The sequence below is a fragment of the Mycobacteroides salmoniphilum genome (assembly GCF_004924335.1).
GTDB lineage: Bacteria > Actinomycetota > Actinomycetes > Mycobacteriales > Mycobacteriaceae > Mycobacterium > Mycobacterium salmoniphilum.
The window spans coordinates 3249777-3264898 of the sequence record NZ_CP024633.1 but is presented as its reverse complement, the minus strand read 5'-3'; the positions used below and the strand labels follow the sequence as shown (position 1 = coordinate 3264898).

13 protein-coding genes and 2 pseudogenes are annotated in these 15122 nt (G+C 63.8%); 8 read left to right on the top strand and 7 right to left on the bottom strand.

All coding sequences use genetic code 11. The features are described from left to right. Nucleotides 1-114: 114 nt before the first annotated feature. A complete protein-coding gene (locus tag DSM43276_RS16240) occupies nucleotides 115-2766 on the top strand; it encodes a LuxR C-terminal-related transcriptional regulator (RefSeq protein ID WP_157896032.1) in 2652 nt (883 codons plus the stop codon). Between the two features lie 187 nt (nucleotides 2767-2953). Continuing rightward, complete coding sequence (locus DSM43276_RS16235; protein WP_157896033.1) at nucleotides 2954-4675, top strand: glycoside hydrolase; 1722 nt, start codon at nucleotides 2954-2956, stop codon at nucleotides 4673-4675. Nucleotides 4676-4699: 24 nt separating this feature from the next. Here DSM43276_RS16235 and DSM43276_RS16230 read toward each other — a convergent pair. The 4 genes and pseudogenes from DSM43276_RS16230 to DSM43276_RS16215 form a co-directional block, all read right to left on the bottom strand. Continuing rightward, a pseudogene (locus DSM43276_RS16230) lies at nucleotides 4700-5103 on the bottom strand (pyrimidine dimer DNA glycosylase/endonuclease V). A gap of 24 nt (nucleotides 5104-5127) precedes the next feature. Continuing rightward, nucleotides 5128-6015, bottom strand: a complete 888-nt coding sequence (locus DSM43276_RS16225) for an SDR family NAD(P)-dependent oxidoreductase (protein WP_078329626.1) — start codon at nucleotides 6013-6015, stop codon at nucleotides 5128-5130. Between the two features lie 272 nt (nucleotides 6016-6287). Further along, the gene (locus DSM43276_RS23615) at nucleotides 6288-6479 is read right to left on the bottom strand and encodes a PASTA domain-containing protein (protein ID WP_078329670.1); all 192 of its coding nucleotides are present in this window, start codon (nucleotides 6477-6479) and stop codon (nucleotides 6288-6290) included. Between the two features lie 110 nt (nucleotides 6480-6589). Continuing rightward, nucleotides 6590-8128, bottom strand: coding sequence for an acyl-CoA synthetase (locus DSM43276_RS16215; protein ID WP_078329627.1), 1539 nt, complete (start codon nucleotides 8126-8128; stop codon nucleotides 6590-6592). 143 nt (nucleotides 8129-8271) lie between these two features. On the opposite strand from DSM43276_RS16215, the gene DSM43276_RS16210 reads away from it, so the two are divergent. From DSM43276_RS16210 to DSM43276_RS16195, 4 genes and pseudogenes are all read left to right on the top strand, one after another. Continuing rightward, complete coding sequence (locus DSM43276_RS16210; RefSeq protein ID WP_109556095.1) at nucleotides 8272-8427, top strand: hypothetical protein; 156 nt, start codon at nucleotides 8272-8274, stop codon at nucleotides 8425-8427. A 4-nt stretch (nucleotides 8428-8431) separates the two neighbouring features. Then, entirely contained in the window at nucleotides 8432-9562 is a 1131-nt protein-coding gene (locus tag DSM43276_RS16205) for a YeiH family protein (RefSeq protein WP_078329628.1), read from the top strand. Nucleotides 9563-9564: 2 nt separating this feature from the next. Beyond that, a pseudogene (locus DSM43276_RS16200) lies at nucleotides 9565-10001 on the top strand (cysteine hydrolase family protein); the annotation flags it as partial. A 59-nt stretch (nucleotides 10002-10060) separates the two neighbouring features. Then, nucleotides 10061-10780 (top strand): DUF2275 domain-containing protein, encoded by a 720-nt coding sequence (locus DSM43276_RS16195; protein ID WP_078329629.1) that lies wholly within the window; start codon nucleotides 10061-10063, stop codon nucleotides 10778-10780. On the opposite strand, the gene DSM43276_RS16190 is transcribed toward DSM43276_RS16195, so the two are convergent. Then, complete coding sequence (locus DSM43276_RS16190) at nucleotides 10769-12169, bottom strand: PepSY-associated TM helix domain-containing protein (protein WP_078329630.1); 1401 nt, start codon at nucleotides 12167-12169, stop codon at nucleotides 10769-10771. The two genes, DSM43276_RS16195 and DSM43276_RS16190, sit on opposite strands and share 12 nt — an antisense overlap. 76 nt (nucleotides 12170-12245) lie before the next feature. On the opposite strand from DSM43276_RS16190, the gene sigC reads away from it, so the two are divergent. Continuing rightward, entirely contained in the window at nucleotides 12246-12797 is a 552-nt protein-coding gene (gene sigC, locus DSM43276_RS16185) for an RNA polymerase sigma factor SigC (protein WP_078329631.1), read from the top strand. On the opposite strand, the gene DSM43276_RS16180 is transcribed toward sigC, so the two are convergent. Further along, nucleotides 12794-13285 carry an SRPBCC family protein gene (locus DSM43276_RS16180; protein WP_078329632.1) on the bottom strand — a complete coding sequence of 164 codons (492 nt, stop codon included), beginning with the start codon at nucleotides 13283-13285 and terminating at the stop codon, nucleotides 12794-12796. The two genes, sigC and DSM43276_RS16180, sit on opposite strands and share 4 nt — an antisense overlap. Nucleotides 13286-13317: 32 nt before the next feature. Here DSM43276_RS16180 and DSM43276_RS16175 point away from each other — a divergent pair, with 32 nt between their 5' ends. Then, nucleotides 13318-14334 carry an LLM class flavin-dependent oxidoreductase gene (locus DSM43276_RS16175; protein ID WP_078329671.1) on the top strand — a complete coding sequence of 339 codons (1017 nt, stop codon included), beginning with the start codon at nucleotides 13318-13320 and terminating at the stop codon, nucleotides 14332-14334. Here DSM43276_RS16175 and DSM43276_RS16170 read toward each other — a convergent pair. Continuing rightward, nucleotides 14331-14993 carry an SDR family oxidoreductase gene (locus tag DSM43276_RS16170; protein WP_078329633.1) on the bottom strand — a complete coding sequence of 221 codons (663 nt, stop codon included), beginning with the start codon at nucleotides 14991-14993 and terminating at the stop codon, nucleotides 14331-14333. The genes DSM43276_RS16175 and DSM43276_RS16170 overlap by 4 nt on opposite strands. Nucleotides 14994-15122 lie beyond the last annotated feature (129 nt).

The window sequence follows — 15122 nt, the reverse complement described above, 5'->3', positions numbered from 1 at the left end:
GTTAGATGGAGTTCACAGTCGTTACGGCCGCTGCGCGGTCGCAATGATCACGTAAGGCGCATCGTCGACATACTCGATGCTGCGGCAAAGACACGGCGCTGCAAAATACTTCTCTTGGAGTCGCCGGTCGGCAGCGGCAAGAGTCGGCTACTGCTCGAGTCAATGGTGCTAGCCGACCGCCGCGGTTTCGCCGTGGTCGATGGGCTCCCGGAACGGCCCCGGGTTATGACGTCGTCGATGACGCGAGCCTGTCAGCTCGAGTCTCAAATCAAGGATCTACTGAGGCGGGGACCGGTTTTGGTGGCCGTCGATGATCTCCAATGGGTCGACACCCCGAGCGTGGAAGCGCTACTAGGTTTGGTTGATAGGTTTGCCGGTGTCCCGTTGGTGTGGGAATTTGCGCTGAGGCCAGGCGGTTTGGATGATCTAGGCGGGTACTTCTTCAAAGCCATGAGCCGAGATGGGCGGGCCGAGTGGCTCCAGCCACTGGGTGCGCTATCCGAGTCGGCGATTGCCGAAGTCATCGGTGATCTGCTCGGGGCGGAGCCCAGTCAGGATCTTGTCAGGTTGTGCGAGTGTTTTGATGCCACTCCGCAGGTCACGGTGCAACTGATTCAGGGCTTGAAAGAGGACGGCGCGATCGAGGTCAATCATGGTGTTGCGCAGCTGATACCCGAGAAGCCTGACCCCTTTGCGGGTGAAACCATCATGGCACCAGCATGTTTGGCATCTCTGGTGTCAGATCGCCTTTCCAGGCTGCGGGGAGTAAGTCGGGAGGCGTTGCAGGTGGCTGCCGTTCTGGGCCGGGTTTTCTGCCCGGAGGACTTGTCGGAGATGCTCCGATGTTCTCCCGCGGAGTTGGTGGCACCGCTGTCGGAGGCCGTGGCCGCAGGTTCGCTCGTCGCTCAAGCGGTGAACTTCGCCTTTCCGCATGATCTGATCCGGCGCGCGGTGCTAGGAAGCGTGCCGGCTCCTTTGGTCCCGCTACTGCATCGTCAGGCGGCGGCCATGCTGGTCGAGCGAAACGGTGGGCATACAGAGAGGTCCGCTGTCCATTTGTTACACGGACACGCGAACGATGCGGAGGCGGTTGGGATTATCGCCCGGATCGCTGAACGATTGATGTCGTCTGCGCCGGAGTCGGCCGCAGCCTTGGCGCTACGAGGAATGGAGCAGGCGCCGAAGGGCAGTCGTGTGCACCTAAGGATGGCGGGCATTGCGGTGGTTGGATTGCTCCGGTCCGGGAGCCTAGCTCGAGCGGCCGAAATCGCTGAGCAAGTCATGCGCCACCCGTGGGAGGGAGCTGGCGTCATGGTTGACCGGGTTCGGGCTGGGCTGATTACGGCGATGGCGCTGCGCGGCGAGACGGATGGAGCGTTTGTGCTGGCATCGAATTCGCGAGGTCCTGTTGAGGGGCGGGCCGAACGCCGTACCCAGCTGGTGCGTCTTGCGCTTTCCTTCTTTTCGCACATCGAGACCGTCGAGGCAACCGCGGAGGGGATCCTCTCCGATTCGACGTCGTGCCCTGCCTCTATGACGATGGCGGCGATGTCAATACGTGCAACGTCGTCCTGGCGTCGGGGCAAGGTTTCCGATGCGTTATGTGCTATCGAGGAATCGGTTGGCATGTGGCAACGCCAATCTGGGGATTCCTTTGATTCCTACCCGCTATGGCAGAAGGCCTGGATGCTGTTGAGGATGCAGGAATTGGACGCCGCCGTCAGCGCGATCGAGGCCCTTGGCCGGGTCATCGAGTCCAGCAAGACTGAAGTGTTGGTCCCGGTGTATTTGTCGCTGCGTGGATGGTATCGACTTGCCAGGGGTGATATGGCCGGAGCGGAAGTGGACGGTTCCGATGCGTTGAGTTTGTGTTATCGCTACCGGATGCAATTGCCCGTGCCATGGCTGCACGCGTTGTTGGCATGGGCCGCGCTGCGCCGTGGCGAGCTAGGGTCGGCATCAGAGTGCGTGCAACGCCTCGACGAATGTCTCCCGCACAATCAACAACATCCATTGTGGGGGCTGCGCTGCCTGATCCGTGCTCAGGTCAATGCGGCCGGTGGTGAGCCTGGGACGGCGCTGAGAGCTCTGCTCGACGCTGCCGACAGCCTGGAACTGATGATCGCAGACCCTGCGTCTGCCGTGTGGTGCGTGCGGCTAGCGCGGAGTGTCGGGCACGAGTCCTTCGCTCGGGATGTCGTGCGGACCTCCCGGACGCTCAGCGATATGAACCCGGATCAACCATTTTTGGCGGTAGTTGCGGACCATTGCCGGGCCCTGATGGAGTGTGATGCCAATGCTGTCAAATCACTTGCGGGACAATACATAGACCCCTGGTTGCACGCTTCGGCAACAGAGGACCTCGGTGTGTTGCTGGCAGAAGTGGATCGCGCGACCGCGGTATCTGAACTCAGTGCTGCGATGGCAGGTTATGTGGAGCTGGGCGCGGACTGGGACGCTGCCCGGGTTCGGCATCAGCTGCGTGATCTCGGTGTTCGACGGCGGCATTGGAGTCATACGACGCGTGCATCCACGGGTTGGGCGAGTCTGACCATTGCAGAGGAGAAAGTGGCGCGCCTGGCTGCCGGAGGTCTCACCAATCGCCAGGTTGCGCGAGAGCTCTTCATCTCTGCCCACACTGTGGGGTTCCATCTACGCCAGATATACCGCAAGCTGGAGATTCGGTCGCGGGTGGATCTGGCAAGAATCGCGCCACCCGATGTATGCGACGTGTTAGGTGGCGAACGGGTGAACGATGATCTCTGATCCACGCGCACGTGGTGCGGCGGCGCGGGATGGCGCACTTGTTGTCGCAATTGTCGTGCTGATTGCGGCCGTAGCGTGTGTCTCTCCGGGCCCGCGTTCGAGAAAACCGACCATTACCGGTGATGGATCGGTGGTTACTTTCCCTGTCGCGGAAGGCGTTTTGCAGTTGGACCTCAGGGACCTCCGCGTGAACGGAGCGGCGGAGCTTTCACGCCCGACCGCGACACGTATCGGTGTGCCGGGCGCAGTTCAGATAGACGATCGAGGTTCCGTGAACTGGAGCTATCCAGAAAGCGGATTCACGTTTACCGCGGCTGCCCGCGGTGCGGGGCTCGTTATCGATGTGACGAGTGACCGCGAGCAGAACTTGGCATGGCCCATTGCGGGTGCCGATGCCACTGAACTGCAATTGCCTCTTGGGGAGGGCGTGAGCATCCCAGTTCATGATCACATCTGGACCAGCCCCGAGGTGGGTGTCGTGGGCGACCATTCCATGCAGGAATTGGCCATGCCAATCTTGGGCTACTCCTACGTGGGTACCGGGGCTAGCTATGTAGTACCCACGGACCTGGGCTCGACGCTGACGCTGGACTCGAATCTCGTGGGCACGGTGTCTCACACATTCAGCAAGAGCCGGGGTACTCAGAACTACTCCGTGTCTATGGCGATAACCGATGGATCGCCGACAGCCGCGGCACGGAACTACCGTACGTTGCTCCAAGCGGAGAACAAGTTCGTCACCCTGGCCGACAAGATTAAGGCGAATCCGGACGTACAAAAGCTCATCGGCGCTTTTCACGCATACACGTGGGCGGGCGGGCGTCGAGCTGAAACAGTGCTGCGACTGCATGCGTTGGGGGTCCGGCGAATGTGGCTCGGATATGACGACGACGGGGACCCGCCAGCGAACTCCGCGGCGGTCCAGGCCGCGAAGGACGCCGGGTATCTGGTAGGGCCATATGTGTCCTTTGACAATGCCCAAGACCCAGCCGGGGAGATCGATAATCCCGGGTCGCGCTGGTCGGCGGGTATCTACCCCGATGCCTGCGTCCACACCGCAGAAGGAAAGACCGTCAACGGTTTTCAAGCCCGCGGCTGCTACCTCAGCTCGCAAGCCTTAGCCCAGATACCCGACCTCGTGCCAGCGCGAGTTCGGTCACGCACGGCCAACGGTGTGAACAGTGTCTTTGTGGACGTCGACGCGACCGGTACGACATTCGATGACTACACGCCGGGCCACCCGATGACACAGGCCCAGGACCGGCAGAACCGCCTGAAACGGCTCGATGAGATTGGCAAACAGTATGTGCTGGGTTCCGAAACGGTCGGTTCCTGGGCCGCGAGCGCCGTCGCGTTCAGTCACGGATCCAGCACACCCATCATTTCCGCCTTGTGGCCTCTCGAGCGAGACAAAGGAACCTGGGGAGAGTATTGGGGGGAAGACGGACCTCAGTTCTTCTTCAAGCAAGTTCAGCTCCCACCGGTACTGCACGACACCATGTTCAATCCGAAGTATCGAATTCCGCTATATGAGAGCGTGTTTCACGACTCATTGATCAGTACTGATAGGTGGGAGCTACCTTTCAACAAACTTCCCGCCGAGAAGCGAAGTCGGGCCCTTCTCACGCTGCTCAATGTGACTCCGATGATGTACGCGCTGAATACGGACACACTCGACCGTGAAGGGCCGGATTTGGCGGCCCTGCAGGCGTTCTATTCCACGCTGAGCGACATCGCGGGGACTGAGCCCATGTCCACGTTCGAATGGCTCACTCCAGATCGACTAGTCCAGCGGACAGTCTTCGGCGACAAGAAGCTCACTGTGACCGCCAATTTTGGTGATGTGCCCTACGCCGGTGTTGCAGCGGGTTGTGTAGCGGCAGAGCCGGGTGGTGTCTTCTGCACGTGAATTCCTTGGCATGCCGGCGATGCCTCAGGCGGGGTAGGAGGGCAGGATCTTCTCCCAACTCTCGATCTCGCCACGTGCCGGCCGGAAGATGGGATGCGGGCGTAGCTTCGACGGGTTATCGGCCGCGAGAAGCGCCGGATCACGTTGTCTCAGTGTGGCATCCAGAAGTCATCGTTCGTAGGAGAGCTGTCCGCGATGAACATTGGTTAACGGTTCGAGTGCGGCGGTGGGCACGCCGATCAGTTCGCGGTTGAACCGATGACCGCGCCGGTCGGCCTCATCGGCCAGGCCCACCAGGTACGCGCCGATCCCGTCAAGTGGCTGTTCCAACGATGTGAACCTGTGCAGCTGCGGATGGTTACGGTATCCGCGCGTTCGACCTTGCAGCACCTTTGAGCCAGGAGTGTTTCCCGCCAGCACGCGACCAGCCCCTTGGCATCGAGGTGGCGGTCCTACAGATTCACCATCTCACGCGACCGCTGCCACAGCTCTTCTTGTGCCTGCTGGTTCGCACGGATCCGGACGGCGGGCAACACACCGAGGCCCGGGGTCGACGTGAAGAACTGTCCGCTGACCGTCGCGAGGTCATCATCGAGCACCAACCGGATGCCCATCCGGGCTCCCTGATCGGGACGGCGCACGAACGGTGTGCGTGAGGCCAGACCTGCTGCGGTGGTAAGGATGCGGCTGTCCCGAACCAGGCCGCTCGAGACCATGCCCGGGCAAAAGCAATTGGCCGTCACACCGGTGCCCTCCAGCCGCCGCGCGAGTTCCTGGGTGAACAAGATGTTCATCAGCTTGGACTGTCCGTACCGGACCTCGGAGCCGATCGCGTTGTAGGGACGTGGCTCTGCGAATCGGTCCAGGTCAATGCGTGGCCACGATCGGTGGGCCTCGGACGCGGTGATGACAATCCGCGCCTGGCCTGCGGCGATGATTGGCTCGAGCAGCAGGTTGGTCAACAGAAACGGCCCAAGGTGATTGGTCGCGGTCATCAGGTCAAAGCCGTCCACGCTGGGCTTGCTCGATAGCGAGTGGATGCCGGCGTTGTTCACCAGTGTGTTGATCCGGGGGTGCGTCGCGGCGATCTCGCGGGCAGCCGTCCGCACCGAATCGAGGTCGGCAAGGTCGGCCTGGATGTACTCAGGTGCCGTGATGGCGCCATTCTCGGCCGCCAGCTCGCGGACGGTGTGGGCCGCCTTGTCGGGGTCCCTGGCCAGCAACGTCAGCAGTGCCCCGCGCCGCACCAGCGCACGGGCAATCTCTTTCCCGATCCCATTGGTCGCACCGGTGATGACGATCCGCGAGCCGGCGATGGGGCGATCTGGATATGTGCTCATGACCCTCCTCGTTGAGTGAACGCCTTGCATTCAAATGCAGAGAGCATGTGAATGCTGTGAGCATTCCAACTGGTGGCTGCCGTGTCAAGAGCGCGCTGATGGAGCCACAGGGCGCTGCTCGCGTTGGACGGCGGGCCGTCAGTCTGAGGCTCCCTCGGCAGCTAGCCACGAGGGACCGAATGGTCAGGCAACAGACCACCGGGCAATGTATGTCATCCCGCGCCCGCCAAGGCGCGGCGAGTGCGGCAACGCCTAAATAGTGTTGCCGCGCACTAGATCCCGAAGGTCAGGGTGATCTTGGCGCCCGGCTCAAGGTGAGCGCCGGCCGCGGGATCTTGGGTGACGATCCGGGATTTCTGATTGGCGTCGTCGACGGGAATCTCTTTGGTCGCGACGCTCACTCGGCCCAATTTGCGCAAAATCGGGTTCACGTCGGTCCACTGCAACCCGACCAGCTGAGGCATGACACCCGGTTGAATCGACGGGGCGGTGGTACTCGATGGTCCTTCCTGAGTGGCGGGTGTCGAGCATCCTGCGAGCAGCCCCCCGGCGATGCAGATCGCGGCCACTATTCTCATCGAGCCCCTTCCCAATACTTCTGGCGCAACAGTCCTTTGGCCAGCTTACCGGTGGGGGTGCGTGGAAGGGTATCGGTGAAGTCGAAGCTGCGAGGCACCTTGTATCGGGCAATGCGCTCGCGCAGGAACTCGGTGAGCTCGGCGGCGAGCGCCTCCTGATCTGCAGACGAGTCGGCGGGCTGCACCACGGCCTTGACCGATTCGCCCATCTCGACGTCGGGCACCCCGATGACGGCGACATCTAACACCTCAGGGTGTAGCGCCAGGGAATTCTCGATCTCCTGGGGATAGATGTTGACACCCCCGGAGATGATCATGAACGCCTTGCGGTCGGTGAGAAACAGGAATCCGTCGTCATCGATGTACCCGATATCGCCCGTCGTCGTCCACGTGCTGTGCGTGGGATGGCAAGCACTACGGGTCTTTTCGTCGTCATTGTGGTACGCGAACGGCAGCTCGTCGCGTTCGAAGTACACCAGCCCGGCCTCGCCGGTCGGCAGGTCGGCACCTTCTTCGTCGCAGATATGCAGCACTCCGAGCGCGGGGCTGCCGACCGAGCCCGGGCGTTTGAGCCAGTTCTCGCAGTCGATGAAGGTGACGCCATTGCCTTCGGTCGACGAGTAGTACTCGTAGAGGATCGGCCCCCACCAGTCGATCATCGAATGCTTCACCTCGACCGGGCAGGGCGCGGCGGCATGGATTGCGACCTTCAGAGTGGAGACATCGTGCTGGTCACGGATTACCTTGGGCAACTTGAGCATCCGCACGAACATCGTGGGCACCCATTGGCTGTGGGTAATGCGATGCCGCTCGATCGCGGCCAGGGCCGCTTCGGGATCGAAACGTTCCATCACCACCACGGTACCGCCCATCGATTGCACAAAACCGGAGAAGCGCAGCGGGGCCGCGTGATACGCGGGAGCGGGGGACAGGTACACCGTGTCGGCGTCGAAGCCGTAGAGGTGCGCGAAGAGCATGGACAGCGGGTTGGGTTCGTCGACCTGCCGGTCCGTCAGCGGCACCTTGATTCCCTTGGGGCGCCCAGTGGTTCCCGAGGAATACAGCATGTCCGATCCCGCGGGCTGGGAGGGCAGCGGTTCGTGTGCGGCGCCGGCGAGGGCGGCTTCGTATGAGTCGTAGCCGGTCACCTCGCCGCCGAAAACGAGGCGCAGCGTTACCGCCGGGATATCCCCGAGAATCGCCGCGGCCTGTTCACGCACACCGGCGGCGGCGACGAGTGCGCTGGATCCCGAGTCGTTGATGATGTAGCTGATTTCCGCGGGAGCCAGATGATGATTTACCGCGGTGATGTAGAGGCCTGATCGCAGGGCGGCCCAGTACACGACAAACACCTCGGGGACGTTGTCGCTGAGCAGGGCAACATGATCGCCCGTGCGCAGGCCGCTGTCGTACCAATGCCGGGCCAGCCGTAGGGACTGCTCGTCCAATTCTCCGTAGGTGAGCGTGGTCCCGGAGCCCGCCATCACGACGGCGGGTTTGTCGGGGAACTGGGCAGCGTGGGTACCTGGATACACGGACGAAGACCTTCCGACGGCGTTGTCTGCGGGCGTCGTTGACTGTACTTGACAGGGTGTCAAGTTTGATGCCGCACCCCGCCTCGACTCAATACGAGCGGATGTCTTGTGAGCCTGGTGGCGCCCCACGAAGATTCTGGTCCGTGACCGACGAACAGCCCGGCGCCGCGGCACCCGCCGACGGCCAGCCCCCGACCTCTCTCATCGCGCGCATCGGCGTCGACTGGTGGGCAACCATCATCGCCGGTGCGATCGCCCTACTCGCGGTGGCCAACGTGCTGCCCAAGATTCCGTGGTGACCCGATGACTTCACAGACCGAGACACAGACCGCCGATGAGGCCTACGACAACCCCGAGGCGAGCTTCACCTCCACCCGTCCTCTCGACTACGTACCCGGCATCCTGCTGCTCATCGGTGTGGGCCTGCTGGGCAAGTACGCGCAGATCTGGTGGAAGGACCTGGCCAAGGCGCAGCATTGGACCGTCCCCGACATCGAATACGTGTTGTGGGCCATCGTGATCGGCCTGCTGATCACCAACACCATCGGGCTGCATCGCATCTTCCGGCCTGGTGTGCAGACGTATGAGTTCTGGCTCAAGATCGGCATCGTCGCGCTGGGTGCACGGTTTGTCCTGGGTGATGTCCTCAAATTGGGTGGTACCAGTCTGGTGCAGATCCTGATCGACATGACGGTCGCGGGCACCATCATTCTGCTGGCGGCCAAGTGGTTTGGTCTGAGTGGCAAACTCGGCTCTCTGCTGGCCATCGGAACCTCGATCTGCGGGGTGTCGGCCATCATTGCGGCCAAAGGTGCTATCCGAGCGCGCAATTCGGATGTCAGCTACGCCATCGCCTCTATCCTCGCGCTCGGGGCGGTGGCGCTGTTCACTCTGCCTGCGATCGGGCACGGGCTCGGCCTGACCGACTACGAGTTCGGTCTGTGGGCCGGCCTGGCCGTCGACAACACCGCCGAGACCGTCGCCACCGGACGTCTCTACTCCGAGCATGCCGGTGACATCGCGACGGTGGTCAAATCCACGCGCAACGCGCTCATCGGATTCGTGGTGCTCGGGTTCGCGCTGTATTGGGCGGCCCGGGGCGAGGCGGACACCCTCGCGCCGGGGATCAAGGCCAAGGCCGCGTTCGTATGGGACAAGTTCCCGAAGTTCGTGCTGGGCTTCCTGGCGGTGTCCACCGTCGTCACTCTCGGATGGCTGACCAAGGGCCAAGTCAACAACCTCGTGAACGTCTCCAAGTGGGCATTCCTGCTGACCTTCGCCGGGGTGGGACTGAACACCAACATTCGGGAGATCGCCCGCAGCGGCTGGCGTCCGCTTGTGGTCGCGGTGATCGGTCTCGTGGTCGTGGCGGCGGTGTCTCTGGGCCTGGTTCTGTTGACCTCGCGGGTGTTCGGGTGGGGAGCGCACGTATAGATCCGGGGGTGTCGGACCTCCCGGCCAACAAACGGTGGCGGTCCGCCCGGATCGGTGCCGAGATAGGTGGGGCGGGGCCCTGTGGGCGGATCCTGGTACAGGGGAACCGGGCTGGCAGATTGTGCAGGAGGTCGCCCCGTTGCCGGGCGAACCCATTATCGACAAGCCCGGCAAGGGTGCCTTCTACGCGACCGACCTCGATGTGGTGTTACGTACCCGCGGTATTCGGTACATCGTGCTGACGGGCATCACGACAGATGTCTGCGTGCACACCACCATGCGCGAGGCGAACGACCGGGGCTTCGAATGCCTCATCCTGTCCGACTGCACCGGTGCGACCGACCCCGGAAACCACGCGGCCGCGCTGAAGATGGTGACCATGCAAGGTGGGGTGTTCGGTGCGGTTGCAGACTCGAATCAGCTGCTCGCGGCGCTTTAGGTGCCCGCAGATCTGGGGGTCTTTACACTCAACTTTGCGCGATAGGCGACGATGGAGGGGTGAACTGTCAGGAAGTGCGCGAGCAGCTGTCGGCGTGGGTCGACGGTGAGCAGGCGAGCGTCGCACGCAAGCGTCTGGATGAGCATGTGCTCTCCTGCGCGTCCTGCCGGGAATGGCTGGGGCGGGCGCGGGGGCTGGACCGTCAGTTCGCCTACGCGCGTTCGGCTCCGACCCACGACCTGACCGGACAGATCCTGGCTGCCGCGGCCGTCGAACCCCTCACTCGTACGGCCCGCTACGCGCACTGGGCCCGTCACAACATCAACCGGTGTGCGTTGGTGCTCATCGGGCTGCTCCAGCTGGGCGTGGCCGGCATGCAGGTTGCCGGAATCGACTTCGGAATGGTGTCCTCGCATCACCACGGTGCGATGACCGGCGCGCACCTGATGAATGAATCCACCGCCTGGGTGGTGGCCCTTGGGGTGGCCATGGTGATCGCCGGCGTCCGTCCCGCCGCAGCGGCCGGTATGGCGACGGTGCTGGGCGCATTCGCGTTCGTACTCACCGGATACGTCATCAACGACGCCGTCAATGATCAGGTCACGTTGGCGCGCATCGTCAGTCACTTACCGGTGCTACTCGGATTGATCTTCGCGCTGCTGGTCCTGCGCGACTACCGTGCCGGACGCACACCGCCCAATCAGCATCGTGCCGTGTTCCTTGACGAAGTGGCTCCGGGGGAGCGGCATCTGCGCTCCGCGGATAACTCAGCCGCCTGATACCCCGGCCCGGCGGTCGGCCACGAGCCCCCACGTGAGGTCGATGGCCAGGAACACCCCCAGCGAGATTCCCAGCAGCGGTGTGAACCAACCGATCCCGACGACCACCACGGCAAGTGCCAACAGCTCCAGCGGCTTGAGGGCCAGCAGACCACCCCTCCTCGGCGGCACCGGCAGGCGCCCGCTCCTGGTCGGACGCCTGCGCCACCACATCAGGTAGCCGCGTGTGATGACGGTGATGAGCCCAATCACGATGAGCGCCACCAGTATCTGATTCGGGATTCCGAACAGGATGCCCATATGGCCGTCGATCGCCCATTCGGTCGACTTCTGCAGCAGCGACCAGTCGGAGAAGTCACTGCGCCCGGTGATCTGCCCATTGGACGGGTTCACCGTGATGGTGTCCAGATACGTCGGGAGATCGCGCTTGCGCTCCGACACCAGCCACGCCGTATTGGCCTCCGGCGGTGGGGTCATCCACAGCGGGCTGCGCAGCCCGGCGTCGCGCACCGTCCGCAGCACCGTGTCGACGCCCGCCAACGGCTCTCCCGACGATGTCGGGGCGGCGCTGTGATGTTCATGCCCGGTCATCGGGGTGGCGGCGGCCGGATCGAGTTCGGTGGACAGTGCCGGCCGGATGGCCTGGGTGATGTTGCCGATGTTGGTTCCGGCATACCGCGACCAGGTGAGCCCGGTCACCGAAAGCGCCAGCAGCCCAACGACTATCCAGACCCCGACGGCGCCATGCCAGGTCAATCTGCGGCGGCGTGGGGTGGCGTCGCGATCGGGGAGCGCGATCCTGCCCAGCCGTGCGGTGCGCTGGCGATAGCCGATCCACAGGAACATGCCACCGAGAGCCACCACCCACAGCCAGCTGGCGGCGAGTTCGCTGTAGTTGCGCCCGAACGCGCCCAGATGCAGATTCCGGTGAAGTTCGTCGAACCAGGCGCGCACCGGCAGCCACTCACCGTAGGTGGTCAACGTTCCGCGGATCTCGCCGTTGTAGGGGTCGACGAATACGGTGCGCGAGTAGTCGGCGGGAACGTCCTCGGTCGCGAAGACGATCCGCGTGGTGTCGTCAGGGCGCGCGGGCGGGCGGATGGACGTCACGGTGCCGGCCGGTTGTGCCGCGGTCGCCGCCGCCACTTGTTGTGAGAGTGGCAGCTGCTGGGATCCGACGGAATCGACCGTGAGTTCGTGTCGGTATACGGCGGCGTCGACCTGTCCCACCAGCGCATAGGCAAGTCCGGTCAGCGCCGCGACCAAGAGGAAAGGTCCGACGAGAAGCCCCGCATAGAAGTGCAGACGCAGTACGATCGGTGCGAATCGTCCCCACACGGTGTCAGGTTGGGACTCGCGAGCCTCCGGCCGATCCTCGGTATATGTCACGAAATATTGGTCGGATGAACCGGCTAAAGAGTTCCCGCTGTTCACCCCGGAAGGTCTACGACATAGAGTAGGACTCGTGGCCACCGGCACCGACGACGATCAGCTGCTTGAGCTTGCGCTGTCCGCCGGTCGTGGTGACAAATCCGCCCTCGAATCTATGGTGAAGGCGACCCAGTCCGACGTGTGGCGATTCGTCGCCTACCTGGCCGATACCGGTGTCGCCGATGACCTCACCCAGGAGACGTACCTGAGGGCACTCGGTGCTCTCCCACGTTTTGCCGGGCGCTCGACAGTGCGCACGTGGCTGCTGTCGATCGCGCGCCGCGTGGTGGCCGACCACATTCGCCACTTGAAGTCCCGGCCGCGTATCGCGCACGGGGCCGATCTGGAAGAAGCCTCGCTGCGCCGCCCGACACACCGGTTCGAGGAGTTGGTGGAGCTCAAGGCACTTCTGGCCGCGCTCGACGATGATCGGCGTGAGGCATTGGTGCTGACCCAGGTTGTCGGGTTGTCCTATGCGGAAGCGGCCGACGTATGCGGCTGCGCGATCGGCACCATCCGGTCCCGCGTGGCCCGTGCCCGCGACGAGCTCATCAGCTGGGCCGAGCCCGAGAATCTGACCGGCTAGCGCGACAAGCGCTCGACGATCTCCTGGAGGTTGGCCTCCATTCCCACGCGCCAGTCCTGCAGGCGGCGGGACACGATGCGCGCTTCCTTGTCGGGCATGGCCTCGATGGCCGGTGTCAGTCCCGACGGGCCAGGGCCGAGCCGGCCCCATTGCCGGACGATCACTCCGTCGCTCGCCGGTTCCACTTCAAAACCCCAACTCGCCGCGTAGGTGCCGCCCTCGGAGAGCACATTCCACACCCAGCGGGACTCGGGCTCGACCTCGGTGATCACCGATACGGTGTCCCACTGCTTGCCGTCTCCGCCGTTGGTGCCCTTGAACCGTGCGCCGACCGCAACCTTGTCGGCCCCGTCCAGCCACTGGACATCGATGAGCTCACCCGTGCAGTAGGTGGGGAAGGCAATATCGGTGACAAGAGCCCAGGCCTGCGCCACGGTCCCCGACATCCGTTGGGACACTTCGATAGTCGGACAGTCGCGGTATCGCATACGCTGATCCTACTTATGCGATGGAGGACCGGATGCGTATTGGTGTGACGATCGAGCCGAGGTTGCCGGGCGCCGCCGACTTCGCACGGCGTGCGGAGCGGCTGGGTGTCGCCTCGCTGTGGGTGCCCGAGGTGTGGGGGTATGACGCCCTCACGGGCCTTGCCTACCTGGCCGCATGCACCGACACCATTGGGCTGGGAACCTTCGTGGTTCAGCTGGGGTCGCGATCGCCGGCCATGCTGGCGACATCCTCGCTGAGCATTCAACAGCTCTCCGGCGGACGCTTCATCCTGGGTGTGGGAGCCTCCGGACCACAGGTGATGGAGGGGTGGCATGGTGTGCGCTTCAGTAAGCCGGTGCAGACCACGCGGGAGACCATCGACATCGTCCGGATGGTGGCACGTGGTGAGCGGCTCCAGTACGAGGGCGAGGTATACACGCTGCCGCTGCCGGGGAGCACAGGAAAACCCTTGCGGCCCATGGTGGCACCGCGGAATGTGCCCATTTACGTCGCGGCCATGGGCCCGGCGAACCTGGCGCTCACCGGTGAGCTCGCCGACGGCTGGCTTGGCAACTCCTTCATTCCCGAGCTCGCCGAAGTGTTTCTCGGGCCCATTCGTGACGCGGCGGTAGCCGCCGGGCGGGAGTTGGGGGATATCGATCTGGTGGCACCGGTCGCGCTCGAATTCGCGGACACCGCAACCGATGCCGCTGCCGCCATCAGGCGCCATGCGGCCGGATACGCATTCACCATCGGCGCCATGGGTGCCTCTGGGCGAAACTTCTACAACGAAGCATTCGCCCGGCTTGGCTACGGCGATGGTGTCCGCGCGGTCGAATCCTTGTGGCGCGCGGGCGATCGCGACGCCGCCCGCGAGGCCGTGCCCGACGATCTGGGGCGCCTCACCAACCTCGTCGGAACCGACGAGATGATCGGTGAACGGCTGGAACGCTATCGCGCCGCCGGGATCTCGACGCTGCTGGTCAAGCTCGACACCCCGTTCGATGAGCAGCTGTGCGCGCTTGATCGCCTCTTCGCACTGCTCTAGAGCGCGTGCACCGCACGGGTGATCGGGATGGCGCCCTCGGTGAGGAACAGGATGTCGTGCACCGTGTTGGGGGCGGTGAGTAGTTCGGCAGTCACTGCCGCGACATCGGCACGGGTAACTGATCCGCGTTCAATCCTGCTGGCCGACAAGGTGACCGAACCGGTCGGTTCCTGATCGGTGAGCAGACCGGGGCGCAGGATGGTCCAATCCAGGCCGTCGCGAGCGCGCAGGTCCTCCTCGGCGGCAGTCTTGGCGATCACGTAGGCGATCCACGACTCGTCGCCCTCGGCCGGTGCGGCTTCACCGGCGCCGAAAGCACTGATCTGAATGAACCGGCGCACCTGCGCATGCTCCGCGGCGTCGGCCAGTAGAACGGCGGCGGCACGGTCCACGGTGTCCTTGCGTGCCGGACCGCTGCCCGGTCCCGCTCCGGCCGCGAAGACAGCGGCATCGGACCCTGTCAGGGCGTCGGCGACCGTTCTCACGTCGGCCGATTCCAGGTCGAGAACCAGTGGTTGCCCGCCCCATGCCTGAACATCGGCCGCATGGTCGGGATTGCGAATCAGGGCGACGGCGGCATCGCCACGCGCCGCGAGCAGACGGATCAGGTGCGCGGCGATCTGCCCGTGGCCACCGGCGATGACGACTTTCTGCGGCATGGTGGGTTCCTCTCGTAAGTCCACGACCGATAACCCCGACGGTAGTGCGGGCATTCCCGCTCCGGGGATCATCTCCACCATCAACGAGTCGCCGGTCTTACCTACACTGGTGGCGTGCGGAGAAGTGTC

Excerpts from the sequence above, each read along its gene's own strand:
- DSM43276_RS16225 (WP_078329626.1), bottom strand. The coding sequence starts at position 6,015 with ATGAGCACATATCCAGATCGCCCCATCGCCGGCTCGCGGATCGTCATC.
- DSM43276_RS16180 (WP_078329632.1), bottom strand. The coding sequence starts at position 13,285 with ATGCGATACCGCGACTGTCCGACTATCGAAGTGTCCCAACGGATGTCG.
- DSM43276_RS16205 (WP_078329628.1), top strand. The coding sequence starts at position 8,432 with ATGACTTCACAGACCGAGACACAGACCGCCGATGAGGCCTACGACAAC.
- DSM43276_RS16175 (WP_078329671.1), top strand. The coding sequence starts at position 13,318 with ATGCGTATTGGTGTGACGATCGAGCCGAGGTTGCCGGGCGCCGCCGAC.
- DSM43276_RS16170 (WP_078329633.1), bottom strand. The coding sequence starts at position 14,993 with ATGCCGCAGAAAGTCGTCATCGCCGGTGGCCACGGGCAGATCGCCGCG.
- DSM43276_RS23615 (WP_078329670.1), bottom strand. The coding sequence starts at position 6,479 with ATGCCTCAGCTGGTCGGGTTGCAGTGGACCGACGTGAACCCGATTTTG.